The sequence below is a fragment of the Pseudoalteromonas sp. P1-8 genome (assembly GCF_001399985.1).
Taxonomy (GTDB): Bacteria; Pseudomonadota; Gammaproteobacteria; order Enterobacterales; family Alteromonadaceae; genus Pseudoalteromonas.
Genome location: NZ_LJSO01000006.1, coordinates 171,117 through 187,193, shown reverse-complemented (window position 1 = coordinate 187,193; position 16,077 = coordinate 171,117). Strand labels below are relative to the sequence as shown.

Annotated in this window: 16 protein-coding genes and 1 pseudogene; 6 read left to right on the top strand and 11 right to left on the bottom strand. The window is 42.4% G+C overall.

What is annotated here, in order from left to right; genetic code table 11:
• Positions 1-86 precede the first annotated feature (86 nt).
• Positions 87-533 carry a TerB family tellurite resistance protein gene (locus AN213_RS10520; RefSeq protein WP_055198598.1) on the bottom strand — a complete coding sequence of 149 codons (447 nt, stop codon included), beginning with the start codon at positions 531-533 and terminating at the stop codon, positions 87-89.
• Between the two features lie 127 nt (positions 534-660).
• Between AN213_RS10520 and AN213_RS10515 the strand changes: the two genes are divergently transcribed.
• Positions 661-1,026 (top strand): hypothetical protein, encoded by a 366-nt coding sequence (locus tag AN213_RS10515; RefSeq protein ID WP_055198597.1) that lies wholly within the window; start codon positions 661-663, stop codon positions 1,024-1,026.
• Between the two features lie 2 nt (positions 1,027-1,028).
• Here AN213_RS10515 and AN213_RS10510 read toward each other — a convergent pair whose 3' ends face one another.
• The 8 genes from AN213_RS10510 to fabR form a co-directional block, all read right to left on the bottom strand.
• Positions 1,029-1,622, bottom strand: a complete 594-nt coding sequence (locus tag AN213_RS10510; protein WP_054562892.1) for a hypothetical protein — start codon at positions 1,620-1,622, stop codon at positions 1,029-1,031.
• Positions 1,623-1,712: 90 nt separating this feature from the next.
• Positions 1,713-2,639, bottom strand: coding sequence for a hypothetical protein (locus tag AN213_RS10505; protein WP_330218864.1), 927 nt, complete (start codon positions 2,637-2,639; stop codon positions 1,713-1,715).
• Positions 2,640-2,808: 169 nt separating this feature from the next.
• Positions 2,809-3,408, bottom strand: a complete 600-nt coding sequence (gene leuD / locus AN213_RS10500) for a 3-isopropylmalate dehydratase small subunit (RefSeq protein ID WP_054562894.1) — start codon at positions 3,406-3,408, stop codon at positions 2,809-2,811.
• Complete coding sequence (leuC, locus tag AN213_RS10495; protein WP_054554474.1) at positions 3,408-4,808, bottom strand: 3-isopropylmalate dehydratase large subunit; 1,401 nt, start codon at positions 4,806-4,808, stop codon at positions 3,408-3,410. Before leuC ends, leuD begins: the two co-directional genes overlap by 1 nt.
• 58 nt (positions 4,809-4,866) lie before the next feature.
• Positions 4,867-5,943 carry a 3-isopropylmalate dehydrogenase gene (leuB, locus tag AN213_RS10490; protein ID WP_054554475.1) on the bottom strand — a complete coding sequence of 359 codons (1,077 nt, stop codon included), beginning with the start codon at positions 5,941-5,943 and terminating at the stop codon, positions 4,867-4,869.
• Complete coding sequence (gene leuA, locus AN213_RS10485; RefSeq protein ID WP_055198595.1) at positions 5,940-7,487, bottom strand: 2-isopropylmalate synthase; 1,548 nt, start codon at positions 7,485-7,487, stop codon at positions 5,940-5,942. The genes leuB and leuA overlap by 4 nt, the downstream gene beginning before the upstream one ends.
• Before the next feature lie 400 nt (positions 7,488-7,887).
• The gene (locus AN213_RS10480; protein WP_150114712.1) at positions 7,888-8,367 is read right to left on the bottom strand and encodes a hypothetical protein; all 480 of its coding nucleotides are present in this window, start codon (positions 8,365-8,367) and stop codon (positions 7,888-7,890) included.
• A 109-nt stretch (positions 8,368-8,476) separates the two neighbouring features.
• Positions 8,477-9,109, bottom strand: a complete 633-nt coding sequence (fabR, locus tag AN213_RS10475) for an HTH-type transcriptional repressor FabR (RefSeq protein WP_055198593.1) — start codon at positions 9,107-9,109, stop codon at positions 8,477-8,479.
• Positions 9,110-9,225: 116 nt separating this feature from the next.
• On the opposite strand from fabR, the gene AN213_RS10470 reads away from it, so the two are divergent.
• Both AN213_RS10470 and sthA read left to right on the top strand, forming a co-directional pair.
• Entirely contained in the window at positions 9,226-10,359 is a 1,134-nt protein-coding gene (locus tag AN213_RS10470; RefSeq protein WP_054562899.1) for a fatty acid desaturase, read from the top strand.
• A 13-nt stretch (positions 10,360-10,372) separates the two neighbouring features.
• On the top strand, positions 10,373-11,803 hold the full coding sequence (sthA, locus tag AN213_RS10465) for a Si-specific NAD(P)(+) transhydrogenase (RefSeq protein WP_054562900.1): 1,431 nt from the start codon (positions 10,373-10,375) through the stop codon (positions 11,801-11,803).
• 59 nt (positions 11,804-11,862) lie between these two features.
• On the opposite strand, the gene hemE is transcribed toward sthA, so the two are convergent.
• On the bottom strand, positions 11,863-12,927 hold the full coding sequence (gene hemE / locus AN213_RS10460) for a uroporphyrinogen decarboxylase (RefSeq protein WP_054562901.1): 1,065 nt from the start codon (positions 12,925-12,927) through the stop codon (positions 11,863-11,865).
• Between the two features lie 612 nt (positions 12,928-13,539).
• On the opposite strand from hemE, the gene AN213_RS10455 reads away from it, so the two are divergent.
• The 3 genes and pseudogenes from AN213_RS10455 (at position 13,540) to AN213_RS20400 (ending at position 15,180) form a co-directional block, all read left to right on the top strand.
• Positions 13,540-14,010 (top strand): Rsd/AlgQ family anti-sigma factor, encoded by a 471-nt coding sequence (locus AN213_RS10455; RefSeq protein ID WP_054562902.1) that lies wholly within the window; start codon positions 13,540-13,542, stop codon positions 14,008-14,010.
• 106 nt (positions 14,011-14,116) lie between these two features.
• Positions 14,117-14,565 (top strand): annotated as a pseudogene (locus tag AN213_RS20405) (LD-carboxypeptidase); the annotation flags it as partial.
• 111 nt (positions 14,566-14,676) lie between these two features.
• On the top strand, positions 14,677-15,180 hold the full coding sequence (locus tag AN213_RS20400) for an LD-carboxypeptidase (protein ID WP_408002934.1): 504 nt from the start codon (positions 14,677-14,679) through the stop codon (positions 15,178-15,180).
• A 54-nt stretch (positions 15,181-15,234) separates the two neighbouring features.
• On the opposite strand, the gene fkpA is transcribed toward AN213_RS20400, so the two are convergent.
• Entirely contained in the window at positions 15,235-15,990 is a 756-nt protein-coding gene (fkpA, locus tag AN213_RS10445) for an FKBP-type peptidyl-prolyl cis-trans isomerase (RefSeq protein ID WP_054562904.1), read from the bottom strand.
• Between the last annotated feature and the right edge of the window lie 87 nt (positions 15,991-16,077).

Sequence of the window (16,077 nt, the reverse complement as noted above, 5' to 3'; positions counted from 1 at the left end):
ACTTAGCCCACTAGGTTACAAATCTCGCGCCGCGATAAAATCGCCCCTAGAGTGAACAAATTTTAATCCACAAAGGTCAACACGCCCTAGCTTAGCTTTGTCGCTGCTAGCTTAGCAGCGATAAAGTCTTCATGAGTTACATACAGCAAGCTTGCGACGCGGCGAATAACCATTTCTTCATGCTTATCTAAATTGCCATCTGCATAGGCTAAACGCCACAACAGCTCGATGATTTCAATACGCTGCTCGGCACTGCACTGGGCATTAACTTGTTTTGAGAACTGAAAATAATCTATTGCATCATCTAAGCTTTGCGATGCACTTGCAACTAACTCTTGAACCTCTTCCTCGTTAAGCGAGAAATACTTCTTTAAGGTCTCATTCAGGGTCTGTTGCTCATCATCTTGTAACTCATTATCTGCACGCATAACCTCAATTAATAACGCAGCAACGGCGGTTTTTAGGTCATGCTCAGCAATGTTAGATTGGGTATCATTCAGCGCTGAAAACAGCTGTTTTATTTTATTGAGCATCACATTTTCCCTTTTTGGGTGTTAGACTACATGTAAGACGTAACGTTACCTTAGTTTGACTATGGATGCTAACTCAGGTTCAACATCTCAATGAAACAAGGTATTAATCACATGGAGTTAAGTGTTTATGAGTGAAGTGAGAAGTACACAAGCACTATTAATCAGCGCCGTTTTAATGTTAGCGGGGTGCAGTAATGCGCAGGCAGCAAAAGGCGAAACCGAAAAGCTCTATGACTTCGACGAAAAAGTCCATTACTACCAAACTAAATTGGCCGACGGCCGCTATCACCTCGAAATTCAGTCTGACGACTATAAGCACTTTCGCAATCAAAGCGTATTCTTACTGCGCCATGCAAGTCGCTTATGTAGAGACAAACCATTTATGCTAAGAGTGACTGATGGGGTGCAGGAGTATGAACGTTTTCCAACTAAACCACGCGCCTATCAGCCACCTTTAACGGTTGTTTTACAGTGTGAAGACGAAGCTAAATAGCACTAGTCTTCATATCCCCACGGCGCGCTTGGCGGCGTGATAGGTTTAGTTAAGTCAAAATCAACACGAAATTCACGCCCTTCACGCACTAAGCGATAGGTAAATTGCTTAGGGTAAATATACATTTGCCACGTGTTACCCATTGATTGCGGAATACCTTGGCTCACAAACAACTCTTTTGAATACTGATCAGCCGGGAACGACTGCGCGTTAGCAAAACCCGCATCAAGAGTATGCCCACCATACATGGTTGATTTATCATCGCTGCCATCTTTATGACGATGGTCATGCTTTAAACTCAAACCACTGCCCGTTTTTGTGATGATCCAAGTACGAGATGCATCATCACCTACATGAAATGGCACTTGTAACTCACGCTCGTTACAACGACGTACATGCATTACTAACTTTTTGCCCGCAAATGAGCTTGGACCAGCAGCGTTATCAACGCTCACTTTACCTTCGTAAGCTTTACCGCAATGGGCAGCAATATTATCAAAAAAGCCATCATGGCTTGGAATTGACACTAATGGTGCAGGTCGTGCAGCCGCTACTGATGACGCTGCCACGAGCATCGATGCTACTAAGTATTTCATGGTGTGTTCCCTAAATAAAATTTCAGCCTAGGCTAATGGTTTAAAGGCCATAAAGAAAACAATTACGATAAGCTGCTAGACAGCGAGTGGTCATCCTGTTTTTGCAACTAATTTGTTGTCATTTTCAGCGCGATCTTTCATTAGCTTGAGAAGTGCTCGGTGAAAATCCTGAAAGATCACTTCCCCCCAGACTCGTGAATAAATGCCAAAGTTAGTGTTATCAAGTACCGTCGTTTTAAGGCTTAACAGCGTTTGATTATTACCACTTGTAACTAACTCATAACCGCCATGTAGCGGCGAAAAATATTCACCACCTAATTTCACATGCTGATCAAGTGCATGATCAGGAATTAACTCAGGGTCAATCTCAAAGTTATATAGCATTTTCTCATTCGGCAGCCACTCGGTTATTACCTCTTTAAATACAACATTTTTCTGCCACTGGCTGGTTCTAATTGCACCTACCCCATCACCACTCATATCAGCTTGAATTGGCCTAGGAATACCAATTAATTGCGAAAATGAACTTGGATATTCGCCCTCATGAATTTGGCTAACATTAGCTAATTGTTGCCACACAACATCAACAGGCGCATTGATAACAATTGTATTTTTAACTTCGTAAGTTTTCGATAAGTGTAAAAAGTTGAGCTCTAAAGGAGAAAGGATCAACGGCAACAAAGCTACCGACATCACCGCTTTGTTGCTTTTCTTTACCCAAAGGCGGTGGCATAGCCCTGCTAACATACCGCCAATACTAGCAAAGACCATAAATGCAGGGAGGGCCATTGCAACGCAGATACTTCCTTCTAAAAGAGTTACTACGCTGACAAATAAGAACACAAAAATCGGCTGCCAAGCGACTACCGCCATTCTTCCATATGTCATCGGCGACAGTTGATTATATTCAAAATGTACCCGTATAAACCCAATAGCCACAGGCACTAAAAACATAAACGAAATAGTAACGAGGCTACCGAAATTAAACGTTTCGCTAACTTCAAGAAAGATGCGCATGCTGATGCCATAAAGCCCCCCCATCAAGATGCCGATAGATTTAGGAGAAAGAGGCCACATAGTTATTTGTTGTTTTCGTTATTTTACCAACCAAATTAGCAACTTTCTTTTTTAGAAACAAATAAAAACGCGGCCTTGGCCGCGTTTAGGTTCACATGGAAAAACCAGGTTATTGCCAAGGGCGTTCTGCTGCAAGTTGCTGCTCAAAGGCATCAATTTGGCTGTTAAGTGTTTCAGTCACACCGATAAAGTCTAAGCCACTTAATAAACGCTCTTTAATGTCATGGCGAATATCAAAGTGAATAGTGTCAAACTTATCGCTACGAAGTTGTTGGTTTTCTAAATCAACTTCGATATGAATATCATCATGCTGTTCACTCAGCACAAATAATTGCTCAAGTGTTTCTGCTGGTAATGCGATAGCAAGCATTTGGTTATTGCCGCAGTTATTAAAGAAAATATCGGCAAAGCTTTCCGCTAAAATAACTTCAAAACCATATTGCTTTAATGCCCATGGCGCATGCTCACGCGATGAACCACAACCAAAATTATCGCGAGTTAAAAGAATTTGCGCACCTTGGTAACAAGGGCGGTTCAAAATAAACTCAGGGTTTGGCTCGCCGTTATCTAAATAACGCCAATCGTAGAAAAGCGCCGCATCAAAGCCATCACGGCTGGTCGAAGTTAAAAACTGCTTTGGAATAATTTGGTCAGTATCAACATTGTTTTTATCTAACGGGGCCATTAAGCCACTAAAAAATACGCTCATTAGGCTTCTCCTCTGATATCAACAAAACGACCATGAATTGCCGCTGCCGCAGCCATTGCTGGGCTCACTAAGTGAGTGCGGCCACCGCGACCTTGGCGACCTTCAAAGTTGCGATTTGAGGTCGACGCACAGCGTTTACCGGCTTCTAATCTGTCGTCATTCATTGCTAAGCACATTGAACAACCTGGTTCACGCCATTCAAAGCCAGCTGCTTTGAAGATATCTGCAAGGCCTTCGTCTTCAGCTTGTTTTTTTACAAGGCCAGAACCAGGAACAATCAGCGCTTCAACACCCGCTGCAACCTGCTTACCTTCAACAATTTGCGCGGCAGCACGTAAATCTTCAATTCGGCTATTTGTACATGAGCCAATAAACACGGTATCAACAGTCGCAGAAGACAATTTATCACCGGCTTTTAAACCCATATACTTTAGTGCGCTGCGGATTGCATCAGCCTTGATTAGATCTGGCTCTTGCTCAGGATCAGGAATGAATTCATCTACGCCAATCACTTGCTCAGGGCTGGTACCCCAAGTAATTTGCGGTTGAATATCAGCGGCCTCTAATTCAACAACATGATCAAACTCTGCGCCTTCATCTGTTTTTAGTGTTTGCCAATAGGCAACGGCACTATCAAAGTCAGCACCTTGTGGTGCAAATGGGCGACCTTTTAAATAATCATAAGTTGTTTGATCTGGTGCGATTAACCCCGCTTTTGCACCCATTTCAATACTCATATTACAAAGCGTCATGCGCGCTTCCATAGACAGCGCTTCGATTCCTTCGCCACAAAATTCAGCAACATAGCCAGTACCACCCGCAGTGCCTAATTTACCAATCACCGCCATGATTAAATCTTTGGCAGTAACAGTTGGGCGAAGGCGACCATTTATTTGAATTTTTAATGACTTGGCTTTTTTCTGCTGCAGTGTTTGAGTGGCTAGAACATGCTCAACTTCTGAAGTACCGATACCGTGCGCTAGTGCTCCAAATGCACCGTGGGTAGAGGTATGGCTGTCACCACACACTATGGTTGTGCCCGGTAAGGTAATGCCCTGCTCAGGCCCCATTACATGCACAATACCTTGATTAATCGAATTTAAATCATAAAGTTGAATACCAAACTCTTTACAGTTTGCATCCAGTGCCATTAATTGATTTTTCGACACTTCACTCGCAGCATCTAATGAACGGCTTTTTGTTGAAACGTTATGGTCCATGGTCGCAAAGGTTTTTTCTGGGCAACGTACTTTGCGGTTTTTCTCACGTAAACCAGCAAAGGCTTGCGGCGATGTAACTTCATGAACTAGGTGACGGTCGATATAAAGTAAATCAGTTTGATCATTTATGCTGGCGACTACATGAGCTTGCCAAATTTTATCGTATAAGGTTTGGGCCACTTGCTATTCCCTCATTTTAGTTACGCTGAGTGACGAGCTCAGCGCAAACAATTTTTAATTAAATACGTGCCACAATTGCCGCAGCAACATCACTGGTGGTATACCCTGCATTTGGGTAGATATCTGGCGTACCAACACCGGCTTCAACCGCTTCTGCCACCGCTTTTTCAATCGTACGAGCCGCTTCATCTTGCCCTAGTGAGTAACGCAACATAAGCGCAGCACTTAAAATTTGCGCGATTGGGTTTGCAACCCCTTTGCCAGCGATATCTGGTGCTGAGCCACCAGCTGGCTCATACAAACCAAAGCCAGACTGATTTAAACTCGCTGATGGTAATAAGCCCATAGAGCCTGTGATCATCGCGCACTCATCAGACAAAATGTCACCAAATAAGTTATCGCAAAGTAATACATCAAACTGACTTGGCTGCTTAACTAACTGCATTGCCGCGTTATCAACATAAATGTAGTCAAGGCTTACCTCTGGGTAGTCTTTGCTCACTTCAGAGACCACTTCACGCCAAAGTACGCTGGTCGCTAATACATTCGCTTTATCAACCGAAGTAACATGATTACTACGCAGCTTAGCGGCTTCAAAGGCAAAGCGTGCGATGCGCTCAATTTCTTTACGTGAATATGTTTGGGTATCGAAAGCAGCTTCTTGCTCACCTTCGCCACTGCGGCCTTTTTCACCGAAATAAATACCACCGGTTAGCTCGCGCACACATAAGATATCAAAGCCTTGTGCACTGATATCTGCACGTAGTGGTGATGCAGCACTTAGTGCTGGTAATAATTGTGCTGGGCGTAAATTACAGAACAAACCAAAATGCTTACGCAGTGGCAACAGTGAAGCTCGCTCAGGTTGCTCATTCGGTGGTAAGTTTTCCCACTTAGGACCACCTACCGAGCCAAATAAAATCGCATCGGCATTTTCGCAGGCACTCAGTGTGCTTTGCGGCAGTGCCTGGCCAAACTCATCAATAGCAGCACCACCAATCGCGTGATGATGACGAGTCAAAGTAAAACCAAATTTTTCGCTTACAGCATCCAAGACGGTTTCTGCTGCTGCCATAACTTCTGGACCAATCCCGTCGCCTGCTAATACTGCGATACTGTAATTCGATTGACTCATCCTGCTTTCCTCTGTTGTTTTAAATCAGACACTTTTTGTGCACGATAAATTAAGTTATAAACGCGGATCATAGCGCGTACCGACGCTTCAACCACATCCGCTGCAATGCCCGCGCCGTGATATGGGCGACCATCGTATTTAGCGATAATATTCACTTGTCCTAGCGAGCTGGCGCCTTGGCCTGTTGCTTCTAGGTTATATTCAATCATCTCAACCGACATACCCGTTAAGCGCTCAATTGCTAAGAATGATGCTTCGACAGGGCCGTTACCCGTTGCTGCCTCTTGCTTAGACTCACCATCAATTGTCATGCCGATTGTTGAACTCGCCACTGATTGTGAGTTAGACGTAGAGTTAACAAACTCAAGCTGGTACTTTTCGTCTTTATCTTTGATTTGATTAAAGTAAATCATCGCTTCTAAGTCATAGTCATACACAGTGCCTTTTTGGTCTGCTAATGCTAAGAAGCTGGTGTATAAGCTATCCATATCGTAATCAGATTTTTGATAGCCTAACTCTTCTAAACGATGCTCAATAACATGACGACCTGAACGCGAAGTCATGTTTAATTGGTTATTTGGTACACCAACACTTTCTGGCGACATAATTTCGTAAGTGTTTTGTGCTTTTAATACGCCGTCTTGGTGGATCCCTGAGCTGTGTGCAAAAGCGTTTTCACCAACAATTGCTTTGTTTGGTTGCACTGGCATATTACAAATCTTCGCTATTTGGCGCGAAGCACGGTAAATCTCTTCACTGCGAATATCGGTATGCACTTTTAAGTGGTCTTCACGCATCTTCATGATCATCGCCACTTCTTCAAGCGAGCAGTTACCTGCACGCTCACCAATACCATTTATTGTACATTCGATTTGGCGAGCACCGGCTTGTACTGCAGCGATTGAGTTAGCAACCGCTAAACCTAAATCGTTATGGCAATGCACGCTTAAACGCGCCTTGTCGATATTTGGCACATTGTTCATTAAGTGGTGGATCATCGCAGCGTATTCGTCTGGCGTTACATAGCCTACGGTGTCAGGTAAGTTGATAGTTGATGCACCCGCATCAATAGCACTTTCAACGATACGGCATAAATCCCAATGCGGTGTACGACCTGCATCTTCACACGAAAACTCAACGTCATCCGTGTAGTTACGCGCAAGTTTAATCGACTTAACAGCCATTGCCGTTGCATCGTCTAAGCTCATACGTAATTTGTGCTCAAGGTGTAATGGACTGGTTGCAATAAATGTATGAATACGGCCCTGCTCTGCTGGGCGAAGTGCTTCACCACATGCTTCAATATCTTTTGCTACAGCACGTGCTAAGCCACAAATAATCGGCCCTTTCACTTCAGTCGCAATGCGCTGTACAGAGCGAAAATCTGCCGGGCTAGATACCGGAAAACCCACTTCCATTACATCCACATTTAAGCGGCTAATGGTATGCGCAAGTTGAATTTTGTCGTCTTCGGTTAGGCTTGCTTTTAATGCTTGCTCACCATCACGTAACGTTGTGTCAAAAATCCAAACCTTATCTTTCATAAACTGTCCTCGTTCCCAATGACCCATTAGCGAGATAAAAAAAACCCCGCGGTTGCGGGGTTTTTTAATGTTCTACAAATGCAAATACACTAAGCCCCGCTCACTGATTTAAGCAGTAAGAGGTTTAGTTTTAATGTAATTGAATGTGTAATTTGCATCTTAATTTACTAAATGTGTGTTCAGTGGCTGTATTTTTAACATTCAAAAAACCCGCTTGCAAGCATAATTTTTCCACAAAACCGATAAGTAAACGCCTTTAAAAGATTTTTTTAACCAACAATGCAAAATAAAACAAATAAAAATACCAACCCAGCGTGTTAAACATGATAAATAAAATAATGATCGAGCAATCTGTAACTAGAAAACGTAAAGAAAATATTTAACTCAGTGGCCGATATAGTTAATTGTGAGAATTCGCAGCTCTATAGATAACACGACGAGTATAAATTATGTGTTGCTCTATCCTGTTGGGTTGTCCTTCGTTGCCATTGCTTTGTAATAGCCTAGCTTGTTGATCTCTCATATCAACTGATGTGGCATTGCTACCAGCCTCTGAGCTATGGATCTTTGAAATAGCAGCGCTTTTTGGGTATAGCGCAATTCGACTGTAGATATGGCGAAACTGACTGTAAGGAACGCGCTTCCAACCATTTTGGTTAATCCAAAACTGGCAGCGTTTATCATCTCGAAATTGTGAGACCTGATAAGCATCTAATACGCCAAGCAGGTTATCTTGAATTTTCTTTTGCACACTTTTCGGTAACGAGTACAACAAACTGCGGCTCAGCTCTCGAAAGCTTGGGCTATTTTTTACCGTTGTTTCTTCACTCTGTTCTAAAAAATGGCCATGAGTATTATTCACCGGATCCTTGGTGAGCATGTGCGTCCTCGCTATTTATTCATTTTGTGGCGTAACTGACTATTTAGAATTCAGTCACTAATTTAAACAAAAAAAGATACACAAAATGGGAACAAAAATCCACCATGCTTTAGGCTGTTTTTTCTACACTACCTTTACTATCACGCACGTATAAAGTGGCACCGCGAGCAATATAACGTAATTGCCAGATTAAACGTTCAACCAGCTCTTCGCGTTGTGTCCCTTCAATATCGAGGGCTTCGGCACCGGCATTAAATACTAAAGTCACCATGGCTTCGGCTTGAATGTATGCATGAGTTGGGTCGCATGGTGTTTCGCTTTCAAGGTAATGCGCAAGCTCTAAAATGAAATGTTTAATTTCACGAGCAACCGCGGCACGAAATGCTTTTGAAGTTCCTGAGCGCTCACGCAATAACAATCTAAATTGGTTGCTCGAGTTATCGATAAACTCCATAAAGGTAACGATTGATGTCGTGATCACACTACCACCACTCTCAATACGGCGACGCGCTTGGCGCATAAGCTGGCGAAGTGTTAAACCAGCTTCATCAACCATGGTCAAACCGAGCTCATTCATGTCTTTAAAGTGGCGATAAAAAGAGGTGGGTGCAATCCCTGCTTCACGGGCAACTTCACGTAAGCTTAAATTAGAAAAACTATGATCGGCACTCAATTGATTGAATGCGGCCTCGATTAGTGCTTGTCGTGTTTTTTGTTTCTGTTGCGCTCTAACACCCGACATGGAAACTCCCAGCGTGAACTTTTAATGATTTTTCGGTTAATGAGCTAGTCTAATACTTGACGCGGAGAGAATGAAACACTATTTTAGCGTACAACTGTACGCCGAGATTTATTCAGATGAAAAAACCACCGATTATTTGGACCAATGTGCTATTTTTTAGCCTTACATTTTTGGCCGCGATCACCCTTGTTCCTTGGTATGGCTTTAGCTACGGATACACCAGTACACAGTGGATAGCCTTTGTTGGCTGTATGTTCTACGCCGGACTTTCTATTACTGCAGGTTATCACCGTTTATGGGCACACAAAGCCTATGATGTGCATCCTGTTATTGAAGTGATTTTTGCCTTAGGTGGTGCTTTTGCATTACAAAATAGCGCCTTGCACTGGAGTAGCGATCACCGTATTCACCATGGTCAAGTTGATGATCCAATCAAAGACCCTTACGCCGCTACTAATGGCTTTTGGTATAGCCACATCGGTTGGATGCTGCGCGATTATCAAGGCGAGCAATACGGTAACTACAGTAACTGTCGTGACTTACAAAAAAACAAAGTCGTTATGTGGCAACACCGTCACTATATGAAGTTAGTCGTCGCGACTAATTTTGGTATTCCTTTACTACTTGGTTTAATGCTTGGCGATGTATGGGGCATGTTATTACTGGTTGGTTTACTACGCTTAGTATTGAGCCAACATTTTACCTTTTTTATCAACTCGCTGGCGCATATTTGGGGTTCACGTCCGTACACAGAAAAAAACACCGCCCGTGATAATGGCTTTTTAGCGCTATTCACATACGGTGAAGGCTATCATAACTTCCATCACATTTTTGCTAGCGACTATCGCAATGGCATTAAGTGGTATCACTATGATCCAACTAAGTGGATAATCCGCTCTCTAGCTGCAATCGGTCTTGCTTCAAAATTAAAGCGCACACCGATTGAGCGAATCGAAAAAGCCAAAGCAGAAACCTTGATGAATAAGACTCAAGGTCGCCTTGCAAAATTGCCTTTAGCGCAAGATAAGCTTACATTATTACAATCTGAGTACGATTTACTGCTGAAAAAACTGCAACACTTCTGTGCCTTGCAAAAACGCGTGTTAGAAATCAAACGTAATAAAATGATGAAACAGTGTGAAAAATCAGCATTAATGACACAATATCACGAGCTTGAAGCCGCTTGGGAAAACCAAAAGCAGGCTTGGCTTGCACTAAATGCGAGGTTGTTAAAAGCCTCTTTTAGTTAACATAGGAGCGGCTGTGGCCAAACAACAAGTAAAGCAAAAAGATACTCCATCTTATCAATATGATGCGATCATCATAGGTACAGGTCCTGGCGGTGAAGGTACCGCCATGAACCTATCTAAAAGTAACAAAAAAGTCGCTGTTATTGAGCGTCAAGAAGCAGTAGGTGGCGGTTGTGTGCACTGGGGTACTATCCCGTCAAAAGCATTACGTCACTCTGTAAGTCGTTATATTGAATATAAAGCAAACCCGCTATTTAATATTAGTGAGCGCCCTAACCGCTTAACTTTCCCAGATATTTTGCGTCACGCAAGTAACGTCATTTCAAAGCAATCTAATTTACGCAGCAGCTTTTATGAACGTAACCGCATTCATATGTATCAAGGTGATGCTGAGTTTATTGATAAACACACTATCAAAGTGACACACCTAGACGGTTCGTTTGAAACGCTTACTGCACAAACAATCGTTATTGCTACTGGCTCGCGCCCTTACCGTCCACCGGGTGTAGACTTTAAACATCCACGTATTTACGACAGCGATACCATTTTAGGCCTTGAAGATGACCCTCATCGTGTGCTGATTTATGGTGCAGGTGTAATTGGTTGTGAGTATGCCTCTATTTTTAAAGGTTTAGGCGCCAAGGTTGACCTAGTGAATACCCGTGACCGCCTACTTGCCTTTATGGATGCAGAAATTTCAGATGCTCTGAGCTATCACTTTTGGAATAGCGGCATTGTTATTCGTCATAATGAAGAGTTTGATCGCGTAGAAACTCGCGATGATTGTGTGGTAATGCACTTAAAATCTGGCAAGCGTGTTAAAGCTGACTGTATTTTATTTGCCAATGGTCGTACGGGTAACACAGACACATTAAACCTTGAAGCTGTAGGCTTAAAAGCAGATGGTCGTGGCCAGCTTAAAGTGAATGAAACATACCAAACAGAAGTCGACAACATTTATGCTGTGGGCGATGTAATAGGTTACCCAAGCCTTGCCAGTGCGGCGTTTGACCAAGGCCGTATTGCAGCCGATGCGATTGCATGTGGTAATTGCGATGAGAAGCTGATCATTGATATTCCAGCAGGTATTTATACAATTCCTGAAATGAGCTCAGTGGGTAAAACAGAGCAAGAGTTAACAGCTGCAAAAGTCCCTTACGAGGTAGGCCGTGCTCAATTTAAACATTTAGCGCGTGCACAAATTGCTGGCACCGAGGTGGGTAGCTTAAAGATTTTATTCCACGTTGATACCAAAGAAGTACTGGGTGTGCACTGCTTCGGTGAGCGTGCCTCTGAAATCGTTCACATCGGTCAAGCTATTATGGAACAAAAGAACGGCGGTAATAACATTGATTACTTTGTAAATACCACGTTCAACTACCCGACCATGGCAGAAGCCTATCGCGTAGCTGCATTAAATGGTTTAAACCGTTTGTTTAAGTAACGAAGTAAATTACAACAAAAAGCCCGCTTAATGCGGGCTTTTTTACGATTAGCTTTTGCTTATTTGTGGTATTTACCACTGAATTCATGAACGGCGTTGATAAATACACCTGCATTTTCTGGGTCTACATCTGGTGTAATACCGTGACCTAGGTTAAATACATGGCCAGAACCTGTACCAAAGTCTTCTAGGATAGTGGCAACTTCTTGGCGAATGCGCTCAGGCGTACCATGTAACATTGCTGGGTCCATGTTGCCTTGCAGCGCTACTTTATCGCCAACACGACGTTTTGCATCACCGATGTTAATAGTCCAGTCTAGACCTACTGCATCACAGCCAGTTGCTGCAATTGCTTCAATCCACTGACCACCATTTTTAGTAAATAACGTCACTGGTACTTTGCGGCCATCATGTTCGCGAATTAAGCCATCAACAATCTTGTGCATGTATTGTAATGAAAACTCATTGTAGTCACGTGGGCTTAATACACCGCCCCATGAGTCAAATACCATTAACGATTGCGCGCCCGCTTTAACTTGCGCGTTTAAATAGTCGATTACTGAGTCAGCTAATTTATCAAGTAATAGGTGCAGTGTTTGTGGCTCTGCGAAGGCCATTTTCTTGATTTTACCGAATGTTTTGCTGCTACCACCTTCAACCATGTAAGTAGCAAGTGTCCAAGGTGAACCAGAGAAACCAATTAGCGGTACTTCACCTTTTAATTCGCGACGAATCGTACTTACCGCATTCATCACATAACCAAGCTCATCAGTTGGATCGATATTTGGGATTTTTTTAACATCTGCTAATGAAGAAATCGGACGTTCAAATTTCGGACCTTCACCTGTTTCGAAGTAAAGACCTAAGCCCATAGCATCAGGAATAGTTAAAATATCACTGAATAGAATTGCAGCATCAAGCGGATAACGACGTAATGGCTGTAACGTTACTTCACAAGCAAGTTCAGCGTTTTTACATAAACTCATAAAGTCGCCTGCTTGGGCACGTGTAGCACGGTATTCAGGTAAATAACGGCCAGCTTGGCGCATCATCCATACCGGTGTGACATCAACAGGTTGCTTTTGTAGTGCACGTAAATAACGATCGTTTTTTAATTCGCTCATGCGTATAGAATCCTAGAACTGAATGAAATTGAGCAGATTGTATCACCATATTGCGCGTCTCACTATGGATAGATAATCAAGGCTAGATATAGATCATGTTTTTTCAGCCAACCTAAGCCTAATGTGCGTTTTTTGAGCGAAAACAAAATAAATTTAAAACTTTCTATTAATAAATTTGCAACATACAAAAAAGCTTGGTATAACTTACCCCGCGTTAACAAAAACAATAATAAAAATCTTATAACAATAAGAACAACAATCTTCCCATAATAATAAGAACGCTTGTTTTAACAAGTCTAAGAAAAAGAATTAAACCACCAATTTTGGTGGTTTTTTCTTTTCTAAATCAGCAAATTACTACTCATCCGCTTAGATAAAAATTGCAAAATTAATACTAGTAGTTTTGAATCAATTCCCATACACTGCAATGAGAGCAAAAAAAGTCCACTCTTAAAATGCGGTTATTTTTTGGCCTACTCAGCGCTAAAAAGTATGTCTTTAGAATGACTTTTACAATCTGTTGCAATTAGACACTAAGAATTTAGTTGATCTTTGTGTCATATTTCCTTTTTATATATACAAAGGAAAACCTACTCAGCGAGGAGATGAAATATGCTGACGCGTTTGGAAAAAGCTCAACAAAAGTGGGGTGGTAGTCACTCTGTAATCGACAAATGGCTCACAGAACGTCAAGAGCTGCTTGTGTTGTTCTGCCGTATTGCAGGCTTTTCACCGTACGAAAAGAAAGATCATGCCCTTCCTGATCAGCTGCAAATTCAAAACTTTTGCCAAATTCTGATGGATTACCTTTCTGCTGGCCATTTCGAAATTTACGACGACATTGCCAAAGCGTGTGAAGAAAAAGGTCCTGAGAGCCAAAAGCTGGCGAATGCCTTATACCCGCGCATTTCTGAAACCACAGATGTAGCACTCGACTTTAACGACAAATACGCAGAAGTTGACAAAGATGACTTGCTTGATGAGTTTGATAAAGACCTATCAATCTTAGGCGAAGCACTTGAACTGCGCTTTGAGCTAGAAGATGAGTTAATCGACAACTTATATTCTAATCACACCAGCTAACAGCATAGTTGCACAGCAGAGAAGCACTCTCTGCTGAAGTGTTTTCGCCTTGCCAAAAAGAATCATCTATTCCATTTTGTAACAAATATTTGAAATATTTTCTTCAATGCGATACTCATACTATAAAAACATGAGGCTCGCTATGAATAAACGGTCATTTTTAAAGTCACTTTCAATTCTTGCCGCCGGCGCAAGTCTGACATCAGCTCCTTTAATGGCGGCACAGAATAGCAGTACCCAAACATTAATTAAGCCAAAAGCGCTGGAAAAAGGCGGCACAATTGGTGTGTGTAGCCCGTCAGCTGCCACTGCCGAACAGGCTGATATCATACTAGCAAAAGGCGTTATAGAGGCACTGGGATACAAGGCTAAGCTTGCACCAAACATTTTAGCAAGACGTGGGCATTTAGCTGGCACTGATGCAATGCGAGCCGGCGACTTAAATAGTTTATTCAGCGACAAAGAGGTTGATGCCATTTTGTGTTTACGTGGCGGTTCAGGCGCTGCCCGTATTCTACCTTTGCTCGACTACGCAATGATCCGTTGGGCTATTCAGATATTACCGCTCTTCACAATGCATTACTGTCTCAAGCTGGGTTAATCAGCTTTCATGGCCCAAATGCATCAAGCGACTGGAACCCGTTTCATGTTGCGCAATTTAAGAGCATGTTCGAAACGCGTAAATTGATGCATTTCCAAAACTTACCAAAAGCCGATGATGAGCTTGTTAACACTCAGTACCTGACCCAAACGATTACACCAGGTAAAGCCTCTGGACGATTAATCGGCGGTAACTTAACGGTACTGACAGCCCTCGCAGGCTCGAATTATTTACCTGACTTTAATGGCGCAATTTTATTTTTAGAAGATATCGACGAAGCACCGTATAGAATTGACAGGATGATGAGCACACTAAAACTTATGGGCGCACTGGATAAAATTGCAGGCTTTGTATTTGGCGATTGTAATGACTGTAAGCCAGGCCGTGGTTATGGCTCTTTAACCCTTGACGATATTTTTGCAGATTATATAAAACCGCTGGGGATCCCTGCTTATCGTGGGGCCATGATTGGCCATATTAAGCGGCAATTTATTCTGCCTGTTGGCACTGTGGTTGAGCTTAATGCAGATAGTGGCACATTAAAAATGAAAGAAGCGGCATTTAGTTAATAAACTTCGCGCATAAAAAAAGGGCTAAAAAGCCCTTTTTTATTGAGTTAAAGATTACTCAGCTGGTACAGCTTTGTCATCGCTTTGAATTTCAAGTAATTCTACTTCGAAAACAAGCGTTGAGTTTGCTGGGATCTTACCAAGATCACGCTCACCGTATGCAAGTTCAGATGGAATAGTGAACTTGTACTTAGAGCCAACTGGCATTAATTGTAAACCTTCAGTCCAACCTGGGATCACACGATTAAGTGGGAAAGTAGTTGGCTCATTACGTGAGTAAGAGCTATCGAACTCAGTACCGTCTAATAAAGTGCCTTTGTAGTGAACTTTAACAACGTCAGTTGCTACTGGCTTTTCGCCTTCACCTTCAGTGATCACTTCGTACTGTAGGCCAGATTCAGTTACTGTAACGCCTTCTTTCTTCGCGTTCTCAGCTAGGTATTTTTCGCCTTCAGCTTTGCTCTTTTCAGATTCTACTTTCGCTTTTTCTTGTTGTTTAGTGCGAATGCTTTGATCAAGTGCAGTTAACACTTCACGAATTTTTTCGTCATCAAGTTTAGCGTTACCCGCTAGTGCGTCTTCAAAACCACGCTTAAGAAGTGCTTCGTCTAGTTCAACACCTAGCGCTTTTTTATCAGCAAGGTCTTGGTTTAAGAAATTACCAACAGATGCACCAATACCGTATGCTTGTTGTTGAGCTTCAGTCTCTAGTTTAACTTCAGCTTGCTGTTCTTTTTTTGCTTCCTGATTACAAGCTGTAAGCGCTAAAACTGACGCTGCAATCAATGACAATTTAATCGTCTTTCTCATTTTATATCTCCGACACACTTTGCAGTTGTCAATTATTGTATTATTACTAGTTAAAGATTAACGACCTACATGGTAGGCTGCTTGTCT